This window comes from Fructobacillus papyriferae, from assembly GCF_018437225.1.
Lineage (GTDB): Bacteria > Bacillota > Bacilli > Lactobacillales > Lactobacillaceae > Fructobacillus > Fructobacillus papyriferae.
The window spans coordinates 346,437-365,974 of record NZ_JAAMFI010000001.1 but is presented as its reverse complement, the minus strand read 5'-3'; the positions used below and the strand labels follow the sequence as shown (position 1 = coordinate 365,974).

The following is a 19,538-nucleotide window of genomic DNA, read 5'->3' as shown; positions in this document are numbered from 1 at the left end:
TTATGACAGACGGAAAGCCGAAAACAAAAGATCGCGTCTTGGCTGATCTACTAGCACAACCCGGGCAATATCTGTCCGGCGATCAATTGGCAGCAGACTTAGCCATTTCCCGAGAATCCGTTTGGAAGGCGGTTAAGTCCTTGCAAAAAGACGGCCACCGCATCGTTTCTAAGAAGAAGACCGGCTATGCCTATTTGTCATCGGATCACGTGGACGAACAGGTGGTCGACGCTTACTTGGAACAGCTTTCTGCTGGCCAGCAAGGCTTCGACACGATTCAGGTCTTTGATGACATCGGCTCGACGCAGACCTATGCCAAGGACTATCTGGCCGTTCATCCGGCAGCCAATCCGGCCATCTTCACGGCTCGGACGATGGGTGCGGGTTACGGCCGGCGAGGGCGGGCTTTCTTTGCCCCCAAGGATAAGGGACTTTACGTGTCGCTTTCCTTGCCAATTAATCCGGATAAGGCGGTCGTGGCAAGCTTGCTGACGACTTCGGCTGCTTCGGTAATCGCCCAAGTTTTAGAAGAAACCTTCGACGGATTGGACGTTTCCCTCAAATGGGTCAACGACCTGATTGTGAAAGGACACAAGGTTGGGGGCATCATCACTGAAGCCGTTTTCGACATGGAAACTCAGCAGTATAACGCATTGGTGCTGGGCTTTTTCGTGAACGTTTTGCCGGCTGACTACCCAGCAGAAATCGAGCAAAAAGCCATGGCGGTTTTGGATGATCCAAAGCAGTTGGTTGATTGGAACTTTCTTTTAGCGCAACTGATACTGGCCTTGGTCAAGATGAACGAGGACTATCAGGACGGGCACTATCTGGCCGACTACCGGAAACGCTCCTTCTTGATTGGTCAGGAAGTTTCCCTGCAGGTCGGAAGCGACCTTTTGGTTGGAACGGTGACTGGCATTTCGGATCAGGCCGGCTTGGAACTACGCCTTACAAACGGGGAAAAGAAAATCCTTTATGCAGGTGAAGTGACCAAGGTCAAGCTGCACGAGAATTTAAACTTGTAGGGGGAGAAGGGCATGCGGATCGTATTGGCATCGAATAATGAAGAAAAGACGCGGGAGCTGACCAAATTAGCGGCCCTGCAGGGACAAGAAATTGTTTCCTACCGGGCGATTTTGGGTGAGAAACTTAGCTTTCCGGCTGAAAGCGAGGATGATCAGGAGCAAAACGCCCGGACCAAGGCGGCCTTTATTCATGACAAGCTGCCCAAAGAATGGGTGTTAGCAGACGATACGGCCTTCTTCCTGGAAGCCTTTCCGGAGCGCTTTGGCGTGAAGGCAGCTCGGGAGTTCAAGGCGCTTGGTTTAAAAGGGGTTGACCAGGAAAACGCTTATTTACTAGACCTGTACAAGGATCTGGCTGACGAGAAGCGCGGCGCGTACTTGCTGTCGACGATGGCCTTAATCACACCGGATGGCCAGACTTATGTTGCTTCAGCAAGAGGCGGTGTTGCCATTGCCAAAGAACCAGTGGGCGGCCCTGATTTGGCAGGACTGACCGACTTGCTTTTGGCGGAAAATGGCAAAACAATGTCGTCGATGCCATTGGCTGAGGCGGCTGATTATCACGATCGTTCCCGGACATTGCGTGCCTTGCTGGCCCAAGTGGAACAAGATCAATAGAGAGAAGAACCAGCTCGACTGAGGTCGGGCTGGCTTTTATTGGCTGGTGGTCTAGTCAGCAGCTTTGTCTAGGAGGTCAAAGCGTGCTAAAATATAAAAGTTAATTTGACGTTTGGCCTGGTATGGCCACAAAGGAGTAGCGATGCGACAAGCAAAGTCTGCCTACTGGCAAAAGATTGTCGATGAGGCAAAAGATGAACAGGGCAACCCACGGCCTTTTTTCTCGATGGCGCCGATGGAGGCCGTGACCGACACGATCTTCCGTCGCGTGGTCGCAGCGGCCGGTGGGCCTGACATTTACTATACGGAGTTCACGAACGCGGCATCCATGGTTCACCCGGAAGCCAAGTTCTCCATCCAGGGTCGTTTGGCGGTCGCGCCAGGCGAGCAAATGCCAATCGCTCAAATCTGGGGATCAAAGCCCGAAGCGATTGCCGGTGCTGCCAAATTATTGCCCGAAAAGGGATACGAAGCCGTTGACTTGAACATGGGCTGCCCGGACGGAACGGTCATCAAAAACTCGGCCGGATCGGATTTGATTCGCCACCCGGACACGGCTTTGGCTTTGATTGATGCGGCTAAAGAGTCTGGCTTGCCCGTTTCCGTGAAGACTCGTTTGGGCTTTTACAAGGTCGACGAATACCAGGGCTGGTTGGAAACGATTTTGAAAGCGGACGTTCAGGTCTTGACCATTCACTTGCGGACACGAAAAGAAATGTCCAAGGCGGCCGCCCACTTTGAGCTAATCGACGACATTGTTGCCATGCGTGATCGGTTGACGCCCAACACGCTTCTGCAGATTAATGGCGACATCAAGAACTACAAGCAGGGGATGGCGCTGGCAGCCGCACACCCAGGCGTGGACGGCATTATGATTGGTCGCGGTGTTTTGGAAGATCCTTACGCCTTTAACTCGGTCGAGAAGGAACACACTTTGGCTGAGTCGATTGACTTGCTAAAGCTGCAACTCGACCTCTTTGATGAGGTGACCAAGACGGTCACGCCAAAGAACTTCGAGGCTTTGAAGCGGTATTTCAAGATTTATTTGCGTGGTTTTGCCAATGCTTCGAAACTCCGTCAAATGTTGATGGAAACACACGCAACCGACGAAGTGCGGGCCATTTTGGATGAACATGTAGCCGAATTAGTTCAAAACGAGGATCGTTAGGATTCTCTGTGCTATAATAAAAATAATTACAAATGTTTTTGGTTGAGGTTGGACTCAAGGATTTGCCTAACGGGGGAGTTAGGCGAGTTTTTGGGGCCGGCCTTTTTTAGTTGAATTGGAAAGTAGGAGGATTGATAATGACGGCGATGACTTTGGCAGCAATGCTGCTCTTGGCGCTTTTCTTATCATGGCTGGCGGAACGACTTGGCTTGCCAGCTGTGGTTGGCCAAATCGGTGCGGGACTGATTCTTGGACCTGCAGGTTTTTCAGTGTTGACCGCGAGCCATAGCCTGAATAGCTGGGCGGAAATTGGCGTGGTCTTGCTGATGTTTTTGGCCGGCATCGAGTCGGATTTGGATTTGTTAAAGGCCCACTTGAAAAAGTCGCTGTCGGTGGCCTTGGCCGGGGTGGTGACGCCCTTTGTCGTCTTTTATGTCTTTGGCCATTTGCTTGGCTACGGGAATGAGCAGGCTCTGCTTTGGAGTGTCCTCTTTTCGGCAACCTCGGTGTCGATTACGGCCCAGATTCTGACCGAATACCAGCAGCTGACTTCAGAGGCTGGAACGACTATTTTGGGTGCAGCGGTGATTGATGATTTGCTAGCGGTGTTCATGTGGACGGTCTTTCAGAGTGCCTTTGGCATCGGGGAGAGCAAGAGTTTGGGACTCGGGCTGAGCCTGCTGTTAATGGTGGGCTACTTAGTCGGCCTGCTGCTTCTTTTAGGCTGGTTGCTAAAAATGGCGCTGCCCGTCCTTGCCCGTTTGCCACAACCTGGCTTGCTCTTGACCGTTGTCTTCGCCTTGCTGCTTTCGACAGCCCATGGGGCGGATGTCGTTGGCCTTTCCGGTGCGATCGTGGCCTTTTTGCTCGGGTTGCTCTTCACACGATTGCCTGGACGAAAGGGAATCGAGCACGGGATGACCTTGGTCGGAAATGTCGTTTTCATTCCGATTTTCTTTGTTAACATCGGGCTGAAGGTCTCCTGGGATCATCAACAAGAACACCTTTTCTTGATTGCCATATTGACTGTGCTTGCGATTTTAACCAAGTGGCTTGGGCCGGTTGTTGGCGCGCGCATGGCTGGAATGGATAAAAAAGATGCCCACATTGTTGGCGTAGGGATGGTGTCCCGTGGCGAAATGGCCTTAGTGATTGCGGATTTGGCTTTGGCGAGCGGCTTATTAAAGTCGGATATCTATGCGGCGATGGTGTTGGTCATTCTCTTAACGACCATTTTTACGCCAATTGTCTTAAAACCAATGCTGAAAATGAACGATTGACGGAAAGGAGTCCTTTTTCTAAGCGATTTTCAAGTCTTGAAGGCTTTTGAAACGGGCTTGCTATGCTATAATAAAGGCACTATGAAATTATCTTCTAAACAAGTAACGGCCCTTTTAGAGGACCACAATTTACTGATTCAAGGACCGGAAGCGGCGCTCGAATTCGACTTTTTGCACTACGATTCTCGTCAGGTTCAAGAAGGAACGCTGTTTGTCGCCAAAGGGGCTTTTAAGAAGGCTTATTTGGATGGCGTAACGGGCGTTTCTGGCATTGTGGCCGATCAGGACTATGATTTGGACTTGCCGCTTTGGTTAGTCACAGACACGCAAAAGGCCCTGGCCGTTTTGTCAGCGGCTTACTTCGACTATCCGGCCGACAAATTGTGGATCGGGGCCTTCACTGGTACTAAGGGGAAGACGACCGCGGCCTACTTCGCTTACAACATTTTGAAAGAAGCGACGAAGGGGAAGACGGCGCTCTTCTCAACGGTGGACCGGATTGTTGGACCCAATCCCGAAGACAAAAAGAAATCGGATCTGACCACGCCTGAGTCCTATGAACTCTATAAGGATATGGCCCGGGCGGTTGAGAAAGGGATGACTCACCTGGTCATGGAAGTCTCTTCTCAGGCCTATTTGAAGAACCGCGTATACGGCTTGCGCTATAACGTCGGGGCTTTCTTGAACATTTCGCCCGATCACATTGGGCCCAACGAGCACCCGACCTTTGCTGACTATCTGGCCCACAAAGAAATGCTTTTGGATCACTCGGATCAGGTCATTTTGAATGCGGGCATGGACCACTATGGTGAGATCTTCGAACGGGCAAAGGCCAAGCACGATTTAGTCTTGACCTTTAACCGAGAAGGGGCGGACAGTCAGTTAAATGCTAAGCCGACGGTTTCCTTCCGTTCGGACAAAGCCGAGCTGCACGATTCTTATTTCTCTGTGGAGGATTTAGCCAAGCTGCCCGAACTAACGGAACTGACTGGCTCTTACCGCTTGAATTTGCCTGGCGATTTCAACGAGGAAAATGCTACGGCAGCTTTGATGATGGCCGCTTTGGCCGGTGCCAAGCAAAGGGCCATGAAGAAGGGCTTGGATGAGGTGACGATTCCGGGACGGATGCTCTCGCTCTCGCTTCCCGGACACGGGGTCGCCTTTGTCGACTACGCTCACAACTATGCGTCTTTGAATGCGCTCTTGGCCTTTGCCAAGAAGCAGTCGCCGGAAGGACAAGTGATTGTTGTGTTGGGGGCACCTGGAAACAAGGGCGTTTCACGCCGGCTGGACTTTGCCAAGGTGCTTTCCAAACAGGCTGACCAGGTGATTTTGACGGCCGATGATCCAGCTTTTGAGAAGCCAGAAGACATCTGCCAGACGATTGCGGAGGCCATCACCAACCCGGATTTGACCATCCACTATCAAATGGATCGAATCCAGGCGATTCACGACGCCGTTTTTATGGCCGGTCCAAATGACCTGGTCGTGGTTGCTGGAAAAGGGGAAGATCCATACCAAAAGATTGGCGGCGTTGACACGCCATACATCGGCGACTTTGCGGTGGTAAAAAACTGCAAGGAAGCTTTAGAAGAAGGGAATTTTCACAACTAGTATGACGCAAACGTTGGAAAACAAAAAAATTCTCTTGGCCGTGACAGGCGGTATCGCTGCCTATAAGGCGGCCGAGCTGGTTCGCTTGTACGTGAAGGCTGGGGCGAGTGTCAAGGTCGTCATGACCAAAGCAGCCGAAAGCTTCATTCCGGCAAAGACCTTGGCCGTTTTGTCGACACAGGATGTGTTGCGTGATGGAGATGAAAACGACGCTTCGCCTGAAGTGGCCCACGTTACCTGGGCACGGTGGGCGGATGCTGTTGTTTTGGCACCTACAACCGCTAACAGCCTGGCCAAAATCGCCAACGGTCTGGCCGACAATCGCTTAACTGAGGTTCTGCTGGCTGCCAATCCGGCTGTTAAAATCATGGCCCCGGCCATGAACGACCAGATGTTGGCTAATCCAGCCACCCAGCGCAATTTGGCTCTGCTAAAGCAAGATGGTTGGCGCTTAATCGAGCCGGCTGTTGGCTTTTTAGCCGAAGGCTATGAGGCCAAAGGCCGATTGGCGGACCTGCAAGAGATTGTTCAGGAAACGACAGCGGCCTTCTATTCGAGCAAGACTGCGCCGGTGTCAGAGAAGACCGCCATGGCGGCCAATGACAAGCCGCTTTTCGGCCGGCACCTTGTCATCACTGCCGGTGGCACCAAAGAACCGATCGATCCGGTCCGCTACCTGACCAACCGGTCTTCTGGCAAAATGGGCTACGCCCTTGCCGAAGCGGCCCTTGCAGCCGGTGCCAAGGTCACTTTGGTGGCCGCTGCCAAACGGGACTGTTCTACAGCCATCAACTTGGTTATCGCCCCGTCTGCCAAAGAAATGCTTTTTGCTGTAGAAGAAGCGATGAAAAAGGCGGACGGTTTCATCGGTGCGGCGGCGGTCTCGGACTTTGCTTTGGCTGCCCCCTTTGATCAGAAGGTCAAAAAGCAGGGGGATGGGCACTTGACTTTGGATTTGGTGCAAAACCCAGATATCCTGAAGACAGTCGGGCAGAACAAAAAGCCTGGGCAAGCCGTCATTGGTTTTGCAGCCGAGACGCAGGATCTCCTGGCAAACGCCCAAAAGAAGCTGGCTGCTAAGCAGGCCGACATGATCGTGGCCAACGACGTGACGGCTCCCCAGGCGGGATTTGATAAAGATAGCAACCAAGTGACGCTGATTCAAGAAAATCAAGCGCCAATCACGATTGGTCCTAAAGCCAAATCGGCGATTGCAAAAGACGTTATCGAGCAAGTTGTCACCATACTCGATCATCAATAAATATGGTATAATAAATACCTAATAAGGAATCGGAGGCTTTCATGGCAAAGACAGACGAAGAACAAGCAGCTAAGTACCATGTAGGAGACGTGTTGTTGGCACCAGCCTATGGGAACTTGGAAAAGCCCTTTACTGGCAAAGTCGAGAAGGTTTACGACAACGCATTACTTGTCGAAATCATCGAAAACGACCCAGCGGATCAACCAGCAGTCAACGAAATGAATCACCGCGGTGTAGTCAAGATGTCTGACATTGAAGTCATTGAAGAAGCACCCAAAGAAAAGTAATCAGAAAAAGAAGAAGGCAGGTACGTAAGATACAGTGACCTTGGCATGAGTGGAAGCCAGGGCTTACCCCTGACCCGCGCCACTTTTTCGTTGATGACAAGTGAATTTACAAAAGTGGTTGGCGAAGCTGACTATTAGAGTGGTACCGCGGGCAGGGCTCGTCTCTTCAGAATATGTCGAGATGGGTCCTGTTTTTAAACAGAAAAGGATAAGAATATGGCAGAAAATCAAGCAGTAATTACCGCCTTGCAAGCCGTTTTGCCGGATATGCAGGAAGCAGATATTGCCTCAAAGTTGGAGGCACCAAAGAAGCATTCAATGGGTGACGTGGCTTTCCCAACCTTCACCTTGGCCAAGACCTTGAAGAAGGCCCCCCAGATGATCGCTTCTGAATTGGTTGAAAAAATCGACCAATCCGCCTTTGAAAAGGTCGTTGCAACGGGTCCTTACATCAACTTCTTTTTGGATAAGAAGCAGGTCACGGCTGACACATTGAAGGCCGTTTTGGCAGCAGGTCAAAACTACGGTCAAAACGATGACGGAAAGGGCGCAAACATTGCCTTGGACATGTCTTCCCCAAACATCGCCAAGCCAATGTCGATGGGGCACTTGCGTTCAACGGTGATCGGAAATGCCTTGGCGAACTTGTCTGCTAAAAACGGCTACAACCCAGTGAAGATCAACCACTTGGGTGATTGGGGAACACAGTTTGGTAAGTTGATCTACGCTTACAAGACCTGGGGTTCAGAAGCAGAAGTGAAGGCAGACCCAATCGCTACCTTGCTGAAGTACTACGTGGAATTCCACGACAAGGCAAAGGAAAACCCAGCTTTGGATGACGAAGGTCGTGCTTGGTTTAAGAAGTTGGAAGATGGCGACCCAGAAGCCCACAAGCTCTGGGCCTGGTTCCGCGAAGAATCTCTGAAGGAATTCACGGAAATCTACGACCGTTTGGGGATCACCTTTGATTCCTACAACGGCGAAGCCTTCTACAACGACAAGATGGATCGTGTCGTGAAGGCTTTGGAAGACAAGAACCTTTTGGAAGAATCACAGGGTGCTCAAATCGTTGATTTGTCAAAGGTCAACGAAAACCTGACGCCTGCCATGATCAAGCGAACTGATGGCGCCACTTTGTACATGACCCGTGATTTGGCGGCTGCGATGTATCGTAAGGACACTTATGACTTCGCCAAGTCACTTTACGTGGTTGGTGGGGAACAGCGTGAGCACTTCCAGCAATTAAAGGCCGTTTTGTCGCTGCTTGATTTGCCATGGGCCGATGATGTGGAACACATTCCATTTGGCTTGATTACCTTTAACGGTAAGAAAATGTCGACTCGAAAGGGCGATGTTGTCTTGTTGAAGGATGTTTTGGACGATGCGCACGAATTGGCATTGAAGCAAATCGAAGAGAAGAACCCCAGCTTGGCCGATAAGGACCAGGTGGCAGAAGAAGTCGGTGCCGGCGCGGTGGTCTTCCACGACCTCATGAATGACCGAACGAACAACTTCGACTTTAAGATCGAAGAAGTGGTGCGCTTTGAAGGGGACACGGGTCCTTACGTGCAATATACGAACGCGCGAGCCCAATCCATCTTGCGTAAGGCAGGAGTCGAAGTGGATGCTAAAAACATCACCTTGGACGATGCCGCAACCTGGGATATCATTACGGCGTTGAACGCCTTTCCTGAAACGGTTCGGCGCGCCTTTTTGAACCGCGAACCGTCTGTCATTGCGAAATATGCTTTGGGCTTGGCTCGGACTTTTAACAAGTACTACGCTAATTCTAAAATTTTGGCTGATGATGCCAACAAGAATGGTCGTTTGGCCTTGGTTGCTGCGGTCTCCGAAACCTTAACGGCTTCCTTGTCCTTGCTTGGTGTCAAAGCGCCAAAGGAAATGTAAGCAAGCACTAAGTTTTTCTGTTTTTTACTGTTATTTCGGCCAGTGGGCTGTAAGGAATACGAATGAAAACGAATTTTTCAATTAAGAAGACTGCCCTTTGGCAACGCATCGCACCGGTTTGGAACCGCTATCAGATCGGCCGATTACTTATCTTGACCATGATGACCTTGTTCTTTGCTGCTTCGTTATTCGGCATTATCAACGCCAAAACGGCGCACGTGTCGTCGTTGCAGCAGTCATTGTCACAAACGGCTGATATCTATGATAATTCCGGAGAAAAGGCCGGCTCACTCTATTCGCAAAAGGGGACGTATGTGAAGTACGATCAGATTTCACCGTCGATGAAAAATGCGGTGTTGTCGATTGAGGACCGAAATTTTTACAAGGAACACGGTTTTTCAGTTAAGGGCCTAGCCCGTGCCGCTGTTTTACTGGTTAAAAATAAGTTGACTGGATCTGAAACCATTTCGGGTGGTGGGTCAACGTTGACGCAACAGTTGGTGAAAAACGCTTATTTGACTCAAGAACAGACGTTTACGCGTAAATTTAAAGAAATTTTTCTGTCTGTTCAAGTCGAGAAGTCCTACTCGAAAAATGACATCTTGACCATGTACCTGAACAATGCCTGGTTTGGCCATGGGGTTTGGGGCGTTGAAGATGCTTCTGAAAAGTACTTTGGTGTGCATGCCTCTGAGCTGAATACGGAGCAGGCGGCTACTTTGGCTGGTATGTTGACCAATCCGTCTGGCTTTAATCCAATCGATAACCCTGGTCGTTCCAAGGATCGTCGTAATCTTGTGATTCAAACGATGGTTGAAAATAAAAAGTTGTCCAAGACGGAAGCCAAAGCAGCGAAGGCAACAGAAATCGCGTTGCATGACAACTATACGGGTGATGAATCATATCGCTACCCATGGTTCTTTGATTCAGTGATCAACGAAGCGGTTAAAACCTATGGCTTGTCTGAAAAAGACATCATGAATAAGGGTTATAAAATCTACACGACCTTGAATCAAAAAGATCAAGAAAATCTGCAAAAGGATTATGAGAAAGGCAGTCTTTTTGGAAATCAATCCAATGCACAAGCTGCAACCGTCGTGTTGAATGCTAAAACTGGCGGGGTACGGGCTGTGGTTGGCGGTCGCGAGGACACGCACACATACCGTGGCTTTAATCGGGCCAATCAGTCACAGCTTCAGCCAGGGTCGATTATTAAACCATTAGTTGTCTACACGCCAGCCCTTGTGAATGGCTATTCCATTAATACAACCTTACCTAACAAAAAGATGAATTTCGGTACGAATAATTACTCGCCTAATAACGCTTTGAATGTTGAGACGGGCGATGTCAAGATGTACGAAGCCCTGGAGCACTCTTATAACATTCCAGCCGTTTACTTACTGAACAAGTTGGGGGTTGATACGGGATACTCATGGGGAAAGAAGTTTGGCTTGAATTTGACTAGTTCGGATAAGAACTTTGCCTTGGCACTGGGTGGATTAACAAATGGTGTCTCCCCGCAGCAGATGGCGGCTGCCTATACAACATTTGCAAACGGGGGTAAGATGTCAGAAGCCCATTACATTACAAAGATTGAGGATGCATCGGGTAACGTTATCGTGGCAAAGCCAAAGGCTAAGCAGACGCAGCTAATTTCAAAATCGGTGGCTAATAAGATGACCAAGATGATGCTTGGAACTTATACCAATGGTACCGGAAAGGGCGCCACGCCAAACGGCTACACGATTGCGGGTAAGACTGGAACAACTGAGAATCCAAATTCGACGAACAATTCCAACTCCTCAAAGGATTCTTGGGCCGTTGCTTATACCAACGATGTTGTTCAAGTATCATGGGAAGGACTGGAAGGAAATTCAACGCAGTCCTTGCCAATTGGTTTGATGTCTACCATTGGTAATTTGGTTAAGACGTCGATGGGACAGATTTTGCCAAATACACAGGAATCGACTTTCCAAGTCAGCGACGCCAATAAGTCCACTAGCACACAGTCAACGAGCACATCAAATTCATGGGCAGATAATGCCAAAGAAAACATCACAAATGGTGTCAATACAACGGTTGCTGGCGCTAATAAAGTGTGGGATACTGTAAGAGGATGGTTCGGTTCATAAACTGAGTCCACTGTTGTATAGAAGAAAGGATCGACGATATGTCAGTAAATATTTATGATAATGCCAACGAAATGGCAAAGGTTTTGACGCAAACGGAACAATACACGGCCTGGGAAGAAGCCTTCAATGCTGTTCAAGCTGATGAAAAGTCGAAAGACCTCTTCAAGAAGTTCCAATCGATTCAAATGACGGTTCAACAGATGATGCAAGCACAACAAACGCCATCTGAAGAACAAGAAAAAGAGTGGGATGCTGTTGCAAAAGACGTTCAAGCCAATGACAAGATTAAGGCTTTGATGGCTGCCGAACAGGTATTGAACACGTTGCTTGGTGAAATCAACGATATTGTGACAAAGCCAGTTTCGGAAAGCTATGCAGCTGCTCACAAGGCATAAATTCAATTAAAAAACCGACACGTATGTGCCGGTTTTTTTGTTGATTTAAATGGTGAGGGCCACACTGTGACGCCTTGCTAAAAATCAAAAAATAAAGGAATAAAAAACGAGGTCCGACAATAAGGCCGAGCCACGTTTAGGTAGATGATTAATAGATTGCGTCACGATATAATGAGACAACTTTACCAAGAATGGATACTTGATCTAAAATGATCGGTGCCATCGTATCATTTTCCGGTTGTAGGCGGTAGTGCCCGCTTTCACGGAAAAAGCGCTTGACTGTTGCTTCGTTATCTTCGTTCATTGCCACAACGATGTCACCGTTGTCGGCGGTTTGCTGGCGACGAACAATCACTTTATCGCCGTCTAAGATGCCGATGTTAATCATTGATTCACCACGAACGTTGAGCATGAAAAGATCACCGTCGTAGGGGATCAGATCTTCTGGAATGGGGAAGAATTCCGTAGCATTTTGTTCAACTGCCAGAATGGGTTGACCTGCTGTGACCAAACCAAGGACAGGAATCTTGCCAGCGTTCGACGAAATCCCAAGCATTTCAAAGCCCTTGGCGGTAACTTCGATGGCACGAGCCTTTGTTTTTTCACCTTTTTTTAATAGGTAGCCATTCTTAATCAACCGGGCGATGTGTCCGTGAATGGTCGAAGAAGAAGAAAGGCCGACCGACTCACCGATCTCACGAATCGTTGGTGGAAAGCCGTTTTTATTTTGATACTCGTGAATAAAGCGGAGCACTTGGATTTGTTTTGAATCGGATGTCATCTTATTATTCCCATTTCATTAATACTAACCTAATTTTAGCGAAAAGAAGGCGAAAAAGCAAACGCATGTTCGTAAGATTTTATTAAGTCTATTCTTCATTTCGGGATCAAAATGCTTGAAATAAATTCGTTAAGCGATTCAAAAATCCTTGTGGTATACTTATCCTTAGATTTTTAGAGGTAAAGGAGACCGCTATGCTTGTATTAGTAGGACTTTTGGCCCTGGTTGTTGGGCTGGTTGGTGGATTCTTCTTGGCACGCTTCACGATGAAGTCGTACTTAGCCAAGAATCCTCCAATCTCAGAAGAGATGATGAAGTCAATGATGATGTCGATGGGCCAAAAACCATCACAGAAGAAGTTGAACCAAATGATGAGCCAAATGAAGGCACAAAATGCTAAGCGTTAAGGCCGTGGTTAGTTAAAAAAGGTGAGCCTTAGGCCCACCTTTTTTGTTATTAAAAATCCCCAAACCAGTTTTTGGTTTAGGGATTTTTCTTTACTTTGCTTTTTTTGGATCTACGTAGACCCAATTTGGATCGATTTCTTGATCCAAGGCTTCGAAGGAAGCTTGGATTTTATCGTTGTATTCGGCGATCACTTCGTCGGTCAACTTAACCTTTGGATCAATGTAGATCGGTTCGCCAAAATTCATCGTCACACGTTTTCTTAAGAAAAGGTGGGAGAACTTGACCGGCCCTTGGTAAACGGCTGGGACAATTGGCTTTTTAGAAAGCTTAGCGATCAAGATGGAACCTGATTTTAACTTTTGTGAATGCCTTGAACCAGATGGAAACATGATCAGCGACCGGTCGCCTGACTTCAATTCAGAAACTGGCTTACGGATGACGTCCGAACCAACGTTTTTGCGATCGACTGGGAAGGCACCGAGAGATACGATCAACTGACGCAAGAAGTAGTTTTGAAACAATTCCTTCTTCGCCATGAAGATAAAACGTTTGGGATAAGCCGCCATGGCATACCAGACGGGATCCCACCAGGTGCGGTGAGGAGCAACTAGGATATAGTTGTCGTCTTTTGGTAAACGATTTTTGTTCAAATAATGGGTGCGTCCGTTTATAATGGAAACCAAGGTCACAACAAAGACCCGGATAAAGCGATAAAACATAAGCTTTTCCTTTCTGTTTAATTCAACTCATTAATTTTACTATAAAAGGGGACAAAGGCAAATGAATGAGCCAAATTTAAAACCCGGTGAGCGGCTGGATGGGCTGCCCTCGCAAGCTGTTACCATTATTCAAAATCCCGATATGTTTGCCTATTCACTGGATGCGGTACTCTTGGCTTACTTTGCTAATCCCAATAAAAAGGGCCGGGGCTTGTCAGTGGACTTAGGTGCCGGTACCGGTGCGGTTGGTCTTTTTTACGCCAAAAAGGTGCCAGGGCAAGTCCAGCTGGTCGAAATCCAAGAAGATTTGGCTAAGATGGCGAAGCGTTCGGTTGCTCTGAACGAGATGGAAGACCGTGTTTCTGTCATTCATTCGGACATGCAGGCAGTCTTTGATCAAATCAAGCCGGGTTCCGTCGATACGGTTCTTTGCAACCCGCCATACTTTCCGGTTAAGGAGACGACCAAGCAAAACGTCGACGAGCACTACCAGATTGCCCGTCACGAGGTGGCCATTGATTTACCAAAGCTGGCGCAAACGGCCAACAAATTGCTCAAAAACAAGGGAAAGTTCTTCCTCGTCCACCGACCCGAACGTTTGGCGGATATCTTTGCGGCCTTGACGGCCCGTGGCTTGCAGGTCAAACACGTCCAGTTCGTCTACGGAAAGTCTGACCGGGAAGCCAACATGGTCTTAGTTGAGGCGATCAAGCAGGGCCGGCCGGGTGGCGTACGAGTTTTGCCACCGATTGTCGCCTATACGAAAGACAATCAATATACAAAACAGGTGCAAAACATCTTGTATGGGGCACCTTGGACTTTGGAGTCGTAATCATGGTCGATTCAACAAGTAAAACCTACGATTTCTATGTCTTATACACAGCAGACGGTTATTTTTACGGCGGCTACTCGGATGACGCCATTCGCCGTTTCCACGTCCACGAGTCCGGGAAGGGTGCGAAATTCACGCGGGTGAAGAGCCGCCATCCGCTCCAATTGATTTACTATGTGACTTACGATAATAAACACGACGCCATGCATGCCGAAGCAACGTTTAAAGCGCTGTCCCGTCATGAAAAGGAAGCCTTTTTGGCAGCGCACGGAGTGCCTGGCAGCGTTTGGAAGACCAACTAGCGTTTGAAAGATATGAGACAAACACTATCTTTTTCGTCGCTGCCTTTCTTGATAGAATAGAAGCAAGTAGAGCAGGAGGTTAGCATGTCTGATACATTTGAGGTAAAAAACATGATTGGCCGGCTGATTTCTGGATCTGATTTCGATGTAGTAGATGGTTTGGTACAAGTAATTGGCAACTATTATCACTATGTTTTGGGAAATGGCGATGAAACGGTTGAAAAAGAGGCAAGCTATGTCGTGAAAGCCGTTACTGGGAACCAATTATTTGTTGAAAAAGTAGAGGAGAAAGAGTAATCATGATTGTGATTCTATTCGTTGTTGTCGCGTTCATTGCGCTGACTTGTTTCAAGATTGTGCCTCAGAACTGTGTTGGTCTTTTGGAAACACTTGGTAAATATTCAACGACCAGGCAAACGGGCTTGAACTTCCGCTTGCCGGTGATTCAGAAAATCCGAGTGGTGTCCTTGGCTCTTCAACCATTGAAGTTGGCCGGCTATTCGGTGATTACGAAGGATAATGCCGATATTGGGGCGACGGTTACGCTGAACTTTCACGTGACTGATCCGGCGAAGTATGCTTATGAAAATACGAATTCAATTGAATCGATGCAGCAATTAGTGCGTGGCCATCTTCGTGATATCATTGGTCGAATGGAATTGAACGAAGCATTGGGTTCAACTTCTAAGATTAATAAGGATTTGGCGGATGCGATCGGTGATTTAACCAACACCTATGGGATTAACGTGGATCGAATTAACATTGACGAGTTGAAGCCCTCAGCGGCTATTCAATCGTCCATGGACACGCAGTTAAAGGCTGATCGTGAGCGTGTTGCAGCAATTTCGCAAGCTGAAGGAGAAGCTAAGTCGATTGAGTTGCGTGCTAAAGCGAATAACGATGCCTTAGTCGCTACGGCCAAGGCGAATGCTGAAGCAACGAAAACACGTGCCGATGCTGAATCTTATCGGATTGATAAAGTGCAAACTGCTTTAAAGAATGCGGATCAAAATTACTTTAATAACCAATCGATTAACGCTTTTGAGGCATTAGCTAATTCTGAATCGAATGTGATTGTGACAAACGGACAAGAGTTGGACAAAACAGGGCAGAATGCCGTTTTAGCAAAAATGATGGCTAAGGAACTAAAGGAAAACGATTGATTAACAAAAAGCGCTTGTTATAAGCGCTTTTAATTTTAAAAAATTGACTTGCTAGCCAGTCGATTATCCTGTAAACTAATAGACGTTGTGAAAACAGCAAATACACACGACTGACGAGAACGCAGAGGTGCAGCTATGCTGTTCATGCGGACCTTGAATCGGTCGGAGGATAACCTAGGAGGCCTATAATGGCAGTTATTACTATGAAAGAACTCCTCGAAGCAGGAGTTCACTTTGGACACCAAACCCGTCGTTGGAACCCAAAGATGGCACCATACATCTTTACGGAACGTAACGGCATCCACATCATCGACTTGCAAAAGACGGTGAAGATGGTTGATGAAGCCTACAACTTTATGCGTAACGCATCAGCTGATGGCGCTAACATCTTGTTTGTTGGTACGAAGAAGCAAGCTTCAGATGCCATCGCTGAAGAAGCAACGCGCGCTGGTCAATTCTACATCAACCACCGTTGGTTGGGTGGAACGTTGACCAACTGGAACACGATCAAGACGCGTGTTCGCCGTATGAAGGACATCCAACGTATGTCTGAAGATGGTACGTTTGACCGTCTTCCTAAGAAGGAAGTTGTTTTGTTGAAGAAGCAACACGCCAAGTTGGAAAAGTTCTTGGGTGGAATCGAAGATATGCAGGACTTGCCTGACGTATTGTTCGTTGTTGACCCTAAGAAGGAAGAAATCGCCGTTAAGGAAGCCAACATGCTCAACATCCCTGTTGTTGCCATGATTGACACGAACGCCAACCCTGATGATATTGACGTGAAGATTCCTGCAAACGATGATGCGATCCGTGCCATCCGTTTGATTACGGCTAAGATGGCAGATGCTGTGATCGAAGGCCGTCAAGGTCAAGATCAATCAGCGGAAGATGCCTTCATCGAAGGTGACGAAAACACTGAATCAATCGAAGAAATCACTGAAATTGTTGAAAAGAACAACTAAGCGATTAACTATCTGATTTGCCGTTCCGGTGGACCTGCTTGGGACGCTGGCACGGCATTTTTATTTGAAAAAGGAGCACACGTTATGGCTGTTACAGCAAAGATGGTAAAGGAATTACGTGACAAGACGTCCGTTGGAATGATGGATGCTAAAAAGGCATTGGTCGAAGCGGATGGGGACATCGAAAAGGCAATCGACTTGTTGCGTGAAAAAGGTATGGCAAAGGCCGCTAAGAAGGGCGACCGTGTCGCTGCCGAAGGTATGACTTACGTCATGCAAGAAGGCAACAACGCTGCCATCATCGAATTGAACTCTGAAACGGACTTCGTTGCCGGAAACAAGGAATTCAACGATTTGTTGGCCGCCGTTGCTAAGGTTATCTTGCAAAACCAACCAGCAGATGTTGAAGCTGCGTTGGCTTTGGAAGGTGAAGAAGGCCGTACGGTTAACGACATGATCATCAACGTTTCCCAAATTACTGGTGAAAAGATTACGTTGCGTCGTTTTGAAACGATGACAAAGTCTGCTGATCAAGTATTTGGTGGCTATTCACACATGGGTGGCTCAATCTCTGCCTTGGCATTGTTTGATGGCTCAAACGAAGAAGCAGCCCGCGATATTGCGATGCACATTGCGGCCATCGCACCACAATACGTATCAGATGCAGATGTTCCAGCAGAAGTTGTTGCTAAGGAAAAGGAAGTGCAATTGGCTTCTGAAGACTTGAACGGTAAGCCTGACAACATCAAGGAAAAGATGGTGGAAGGACGCATCAAGAAGTTCTTGGCTGAAATTTCATTGTTGGATCAACCATTTGTTAAGAATGGTGACCAAAAGGTTGCCGAATTTGCCAAGGAAAGCGGTTTGACGGTCAAGTCATTTGTTCGCTACCAAGTTGGTGAAGGAATTGAAAAGCAACAAACAAACTTGGCAGACGAAGTGGCCAAGCAAATCGGTGAATAAAAAGACGTATTTGAGTGTCCATTTTTTGGACACTTTTTTTGCGGACGAAAAGCGATTCCTTTGCTATAATGGATGGTAAGAAAAAGGAGACACCATGACAGAAAATAAATACAAGCGGGTATTGATGAAATTGTCTGGCGAAGCCTTAGCGGGTGCTAAGGGTCAGGGGATTGATTTGGACACGGTTTCAGCGATCGCTGCCGAAATTAAAACGGTCCACGATATGGGCACTCAAATTGCCATTGTCGTTGGTGGTGGCAACCTTTGGCGAGGTGAACCAGCTTCAAAGGTCGGAATGGAACGTTCGCGTGCCGACTACACTGGAATGCTTGGAACGACGATGAACGCCTTGGTTTTGCAGGATGCTTTGGAACGTGCCGGCGTACCAACTCGCGTGCAGACTGCGATTACAATGCAACAAATTGCTGAACCATACATTCGCGGACGCGCTATTCGCCATTTGGAAAAGGGACGGATCGTGATTTTTGCTGCCGGTGTTGGTTCGCCATACTTCTCAACCGACACAACGGCTGCTCTGCGTGCTAATGAGATTAATGCGGATGCCATTTTGATGGCTAAAAATGGTGTTGACGGTGTTTATGATGCCGATCCAAAGACTAATCCGGAAGCGCAAAAGTTTGAACACCTGACGCATTTGGATATCTTACAAAAAGGTCTGAAAGTCATGGATTCAACAGCTTCTTCAATGTCCATGGACAACAACATGCCATTGGTTGTCTTTAACCTTAATCAACCAGGAAATATTCAAAAGGTCGTTGCCGGTGAACCAATTGGTACGACCGTGACAGGAGAACAATAATGGCCACTGATTTTAAACAAGCAACAGATAAGATGAAGGGAGCACAAGATGCTCTTCGCCGCGAATTAGCTGAAATTCGAACAGGTCGTGCCAATCCACGTATTTTAGATCGTGTTGAAGTTGAATACTACGGAGCAATGGTTCCTTTGAACCAAGTCGCTTCGATTTCTGTTCCGGAAGCTCGGCTGCTTTTGATTACGCCTTTTGACAAGGGTGCTTTGGAAGCGATTGTTACGGCAATTAACATGTCTGATTTGGGCTTAAACCCAGCTTCTGACGGTAACATTATTCGTTTGGCCATCCCTCAAATGACAGAAGAACGTCGTAAGGAATTGGCAAAGGAAGTGAAGGCCATCGCCGAGCAATCTAAGGTTGCCATCCGTAATGTCCGTCGTGACGCCATGGATGCCATCAAGAAGGACAAGGACTTGACGGAAGATCAAGTCCACGATTCAGAAGATAAAGTGCAGAAGTTGACCGATGAGAACATTAAGGCAATTGATGACATTGCATCTGAAAAGGAAAAGGAATTGATGACGATGTAAGCGTTGTCAATGTGATTGGGCTGAATTTGATTGAGTGTATTTCTCCCTAATCATTTTTCTTTCGGACTAAAGATGCTATAATATAAGTGATCCAAGGTGCTTGCTGATTATTAATTCAATGATTAGCGCTTCTCAAATTAAGCACTTTGGGTTTTTTTATACATAATTTCTTGCCTTTTTTAATCGTTAATAGCATAATATGAGTAAGTCATTCTACCTCTTTGACCCGGTTTGGCACCCGGCGAGTGGTAGATTTCAACGAAAGTGTCAGAGTCATAGCTCTGGAAATCAGGTGGAACCGCGCGCAAGCGTCCTGATGTCAAAGGAATTTTGGCATTGGACCGTTTGGTGCGGT

General features: G+C 47.7%; 21 protein-coding genes. 19 read left to right on the top strand and 2 right to left on the bottom strand.

The annotated features are described in order from the left end of the window. Positions 1–2: 2 nt before the first annotated feature. The 10 genes from G6R27_RS01800 (at position 3) to G6R27_RS01755 (ending at position 11,688) form a co-directional block, all read left to right on the top strand. Entirely contained in the window at positions 3–1,025 is a 1,023-nt protein-coding gene (locus G6R27_RS01800; RefSeq protein WP_213819377.1) for a biotin--[acetyl-CoA-carboxylase] ligase, read from the top strand. A 12-nt stretch (positions 1,026–1,037) separates the two neighbouring features. Beyond that, entirely contained in the window at positions 1,038–1,643 is a 606-nt protein-coding gene (locus tag G6R27_RS01795; protein ID WP_213819376.1) for a non-canonical purine NTP pyrophosphatase, read from the top strand. A 142-nt stretch (positions 1,644–1,785) separates the two neighbouring features. Beyond that, a complete protein-coding gene (locus tag G6R27_RS01790) occupies positions 1,786–2,811 on the top strand; it encodes a tRNA dihydrouridine synthase (protein ID WP_213819375.1) in 1,026 nt (341 codons plus the stop codon). A gap of 137 nt (positions 2,812–2,948) precedes the next feature. Further along, on the top strand, positions 2,949–4,091 hold the full coding sequence (locus G6R27_RS01785) for a cation:proton antiporter (protein ID WP_213819374.1): 1,143 nt from the start codon (positions 2,949–2,951) through the stop codon (positions 4,089–4,091). Positions 4,092–4,172: 81 nt separating this feature from the next. Beyond that, entirely contained in the window at positions 4,173–5,705 is a 1,533-nt protein-coding gene (gene murE / locus G6R27_RS01780) for a UDP-N-acetylmuramyl-tripeptide synthetase (RefSeq protein ID WP_213819373.1), read from the top strand. Position 5,706: 1 nt separating this feature from the next. Then, a complete protein-coding gene (coaBC, locus tag G6R27_RS01775; protein ID WP_213819372.1) occupies positions 5,707–6,966 on the top strand; it encodes a bifunctional phosphopantothenoylcysteine decarboxylase/phosphopantothenate--cysteine ligase CoaBC in 1,260 nt (419 codons plus the stop codon). 41 nt (positions 6,967–7,007) lie between these two features. Then, positions 7,008–7,253: a hypothetical protein gene (locus tag G6R27_RS01770; RefSeq protein WP_213819371.1), complete on the top strand. Its 246-nt coding sequence runs from the start codon at positions 7,008–7,010 to the stop codon at positions 7,251–7,253. A gap of 216 nt (positions 7,254–7,469) precedes the next feature. Next, positions 7,470–9,161, top strand: a complete 1,692-nt coding sequence (argS, locus tag G6R27_RS01765; protein WP_213819370.1) for an arginine--tRNA ligase — start codon at positions 7,470–7,472, stop codon at positions 9,159–9,161. Positions 9,162–9,223: 62 nt separating this feature from the next. Next, a complete protein-coding gene (locus G6R27_RS01760; RefSeq protein WP_213819369.1) occupies positions 9,224–11,293 on the top strand; it encodes a PBP1A family penicillin-binding protein in 2,070 nt (689 codons plus the stop codon). 38 nt (positions 11,294–11,331) lie between these two features. Next, positions 11,332–11,688: a YlbF family regulator gene (locus G6R27_RS01755; RefSeq protein WP_213819368.1), complete on the top strand. Its 357-nt coding sequence runs from the start codon at positions 11,332–11,334 to the stop codon at positions 11,686–11,688. Between the two features lie 148 nt (positions 11,689–11,836). Here the strand turns inward: G6R27_RS01755 and lexA are convergent, their stop codons facing one another. Further along, positions 11,837–12,469 carry a transcriptional repressor LexA gene (gene lexA, locus G6R27_RS01750; protein WP_213819367.1) on the bottom strand — a complete coding sequence of 211 codons (633 nt, stop codon included), beginning with the start codon at positions 12,467–12,469 and terminating at the stop codon, positions 11,837–11,839. Between the two features lie 194 nt (positions 12,470–12,663). Between lexA and G6R27_RS01745 the strand changes: the two genes are divergently transcribed. Beyond that, positions 12,664–12,876: a YneF family protein gene (locus G6R27_RS01745; protein ID WP_213819366.1), complete on the top strand. Its 213-nt coding sequence runs from the start codon at positions 12,664–12,666 to the stop codon at positions 12,874–12,876. A gap of 90 nt (positions 12,877–12,966) precedes the next feature. On the opposite strand, the gene G6R27_RS01740 is transcribed toward G6R27_RS01745, so the two are convergent. Further along, a complete protein-coding gene (locus G6R27_RS01740) occupies positions 12,967–13,596 on the bottom strand; it encodes a lysophospholipid acyltransferase family protein (protein ID WP_213819365.1) in 630 nt (209 codons plus the stop codon). Between the two features lie 61 nt (positions 13,597–13,657). On the opposite strand from G6R27_RS01740, the gene G6R27_RS01735 reads away from it, so the two are divergent. The 8 genes from G6R27_RS01735 (at position 13,658) to frr (ending at position 19,183) form a co-directional block, all read left to right on the top strand. After that, the gene (locus tag G6R27_RS01735; protein WP_213819364.1) at positions 13,658–14,428 is read left to right on the top strand and encodes a tRNA1(Val) (adenine(37)-N6)-methyltransferase; all 771 of its coding nucleotides are present in this window, start codon (positions 13,658–13,660) and stop codon (positions 14,426–14,428) included. Positions 14,429–14,430: 2 nt separating this feature from the next. Next, complete coding sequence (locus tag G6R27_RS01730) at positions 14,431–14,730, top strand: GIY-YIG nuclease family protein (protein WP_213819363.1); 300 nt, start codon at positions 14,431–14,433, stop codon at positions 14,728–14,730. 84 nt (positions 14,731–14,814) lie between these two features. Further along, entirely contained in the window at positions 14,815–15,027 is a 213-nt protein-coding gene (locus G6R27_RS01725; RefSeq protein ID WP_213819362.1) for a hypothetical protein, read from the top strand. Between the two features lie 41 nt (positions 15,028–15,068). Then, complete coding sequence (locus tag G6R27_RS01720) at positions 15,069–15,893, top strand: SPFH domain-containing protein (RefSeq protein WP_213819707.1); 825 nt, start codon at positions 15,069–15,071, stop codon at positions 15,891–15,893. A 188-nt stretch (positions 15,894–16,081) separates the two neighbouring features. After that, the gene (gene rpsB / locus G6R27_RS01715; protein ID WP_213819361.1) at positions 16,082–16,855 is read left to right on the top strand and encodes a 30S ribosomal protein S2; all 774 of its coding nucleotides are present in this window, start codon (positions 16,082–16,084) and stop codon (positions 16,853–16,855) included. 84 nt (positions 16,856–16,939) lie between these two features. Next, complete coding sequence (gene tsf, locus G6R27_RS01710; protein WP_213819360.1) at positions 16,940–17,818, top strand: translation elongation factor Ts; 879 nt, start codon at positions 16,940–16,942, stop codon at positions 17,816–17,818. A 94-nt stretch (positions 17,819–17,912) separates the two neighbouring features. Then, a complete protein-coding gene (gene pyrH, locus G6R27_RS01705; RefSeq protein WP_213819359.1) occupies positions 17,913–18,638 on the top strand; it encodes a UMP kinase in 726 nt (241 codons plus the stop codon). Then, complete coding sequence (gene frr / locus G6R27_RS01700; RefSeq protein ID WP_213819358.1) at positions 18,638–19,183, top strand: ribosome recycling factor; 546 nt, start codon at positions 18,638–18,640, stop codon at positions 19,181–19,183. Before pyrH ends, frr begins: the two co-directional genes overlap by 1 nt. Positions 19,184–19,538 lie beyond the last annotated feature (355 nt).

Excerpts from the sequence above, each read along its gene's own strand:
- G6R27_RS01725 (WP_213819362.1), top strand. The coding sequence starts at position 14,815 with ATGTCTGATACATTTGAGGTAAAAAACATGATTGGCCGGCTGATTTCT.
- G6R27_RS01730 (WP_213819363.1), top strand. The coding sequence starts at position 14,431 with ATGGTCGATTCAACAAGTAAAACCTACGATTTCTATGTCTTATACACA.
- lexA (WP_213819367.1), bottom strand. The coding sequence starts at position 12,469 with ATGACATCCGATTCAAAACAAATCCAAGTGCTCCGCTTTATTCACGAG.
- rpsB (WP_213819361.1), top strand. The coding sequence starts at position 16,082 with ATGGCAGTTATTACTATGAAAGAACTCCTCGAAGCAGGAGTTCACTTT.
- G6R27_RS01735 (WP_213819364.1), top strand. The coding sequence starts at position 13,658 with ATGAATGAGCCAAATTTAAAACCCGGTGAGCGGCTGGATGGGCTGCCC.
- coaBC (WP_213819372.1), top strand. The coding sequence starts at position 5,707 with ATGACGCAAACGTTGGAAAACAAAAAAATTCTCTTGGCCGTGACAGGC.
- G6R27_RS01770 (WP_213819371.1), top strand. The coding sequence starts at position 7,008 with ATGGCAAAGACAGACGAAGAACAAGCAGCTAAGTACCATGTAGGAGAC.
- G6R27_RS01795 (WP_213819376.1), top strand. The coding sequence starts at position 1,038 with ATGCGGATCGTATTGGCATCGAATAATGAAGAAAAGACGCGGGAGCTG.
- tsf (WP_213819360.1), top strand. The coding sequence starts at position 16,940 with ATGGCTGTTACAGCAAAGATGGTAAAGGAATTACGTGACAAGACGTCC.
- G6R27_RS01745 (WP_213819366.1), top strand. The coding sequence starts at position 12,664 with ATGCTTGTATTAGTAGGACTTTTGGCCCTGGTTGTTGGGCTGGTTGGT.
- pyrH (WP_213819359.1), top strand. The coding sequence starts at position 17,913 with ATGACAGAAAATAAATACAAGCGGGTATTGATGAAATTGTCTGGCGAA.
- G6R27_RS01760 (WP_213819369.1), top strand. The coding sequence starts at position 9,224 with ATGAAAACGAATTTTTCAATTAAGAAGACTGCCCTTTGGCAACGCATC.
- G6R27_RS01790 (WP_213819375.1), top strand. The coding sequence starts at position 1,786 with ATGCGACAAGCAAAGTCTGCCTACTGGCAAAAGATTGTCGATGAGGCA.
- G6R27_RS01755 (WP_213819368.1), top strand. The coding sequence starts at position 11,332 with ATGTCAGTAAATATTTATGATAATGCCAACGAAATGGCAAAGGTTTTG.
- argS (WP_213819370.1), top strand. The coding sequence starts at position 7,470 with ATGGCAGAAAATCAAGCAGTAATTACCGCCTTGCAAGCCGTTTTGCCG.
- G6R27_RS01740 (WP_213819365.1), bottom strand. The coding sequence starts at position 13,596 with ATGTTTTATCGCTTTATCCGGGTCTTTGTTGTGACCTTGGTTTCCATT.
- frr (WP_213819358.1), top strand. The coding sequence starts at position 18,638 with ATGGCCACTGATTTTAAACAAGCAACAGATAAGATGAAGGGAGCACAA.
- murE (WP_213819373.1), top strand. The coding sequence starts at position 4,173 with ATGAAATTATCTTCTAAACAAGTAACGGCCCTTTTAGAGGACCACAAT.
- G6R27_RS01785 (WP_213819374.1), top strand. The coding sequence starts at position 2,949 with ATGACGGCGATGACTTTGGCAGCAATGCTGCTCTTGGCGCTTTTCTTA.
- G6R27_RS01800 (WP_213819377.1), top strand. The coding sequence starts at position 3 with ATGACAGACGGAAAGCCGAAAACAAAAGATCGCGTCTTGGCTGATCTA.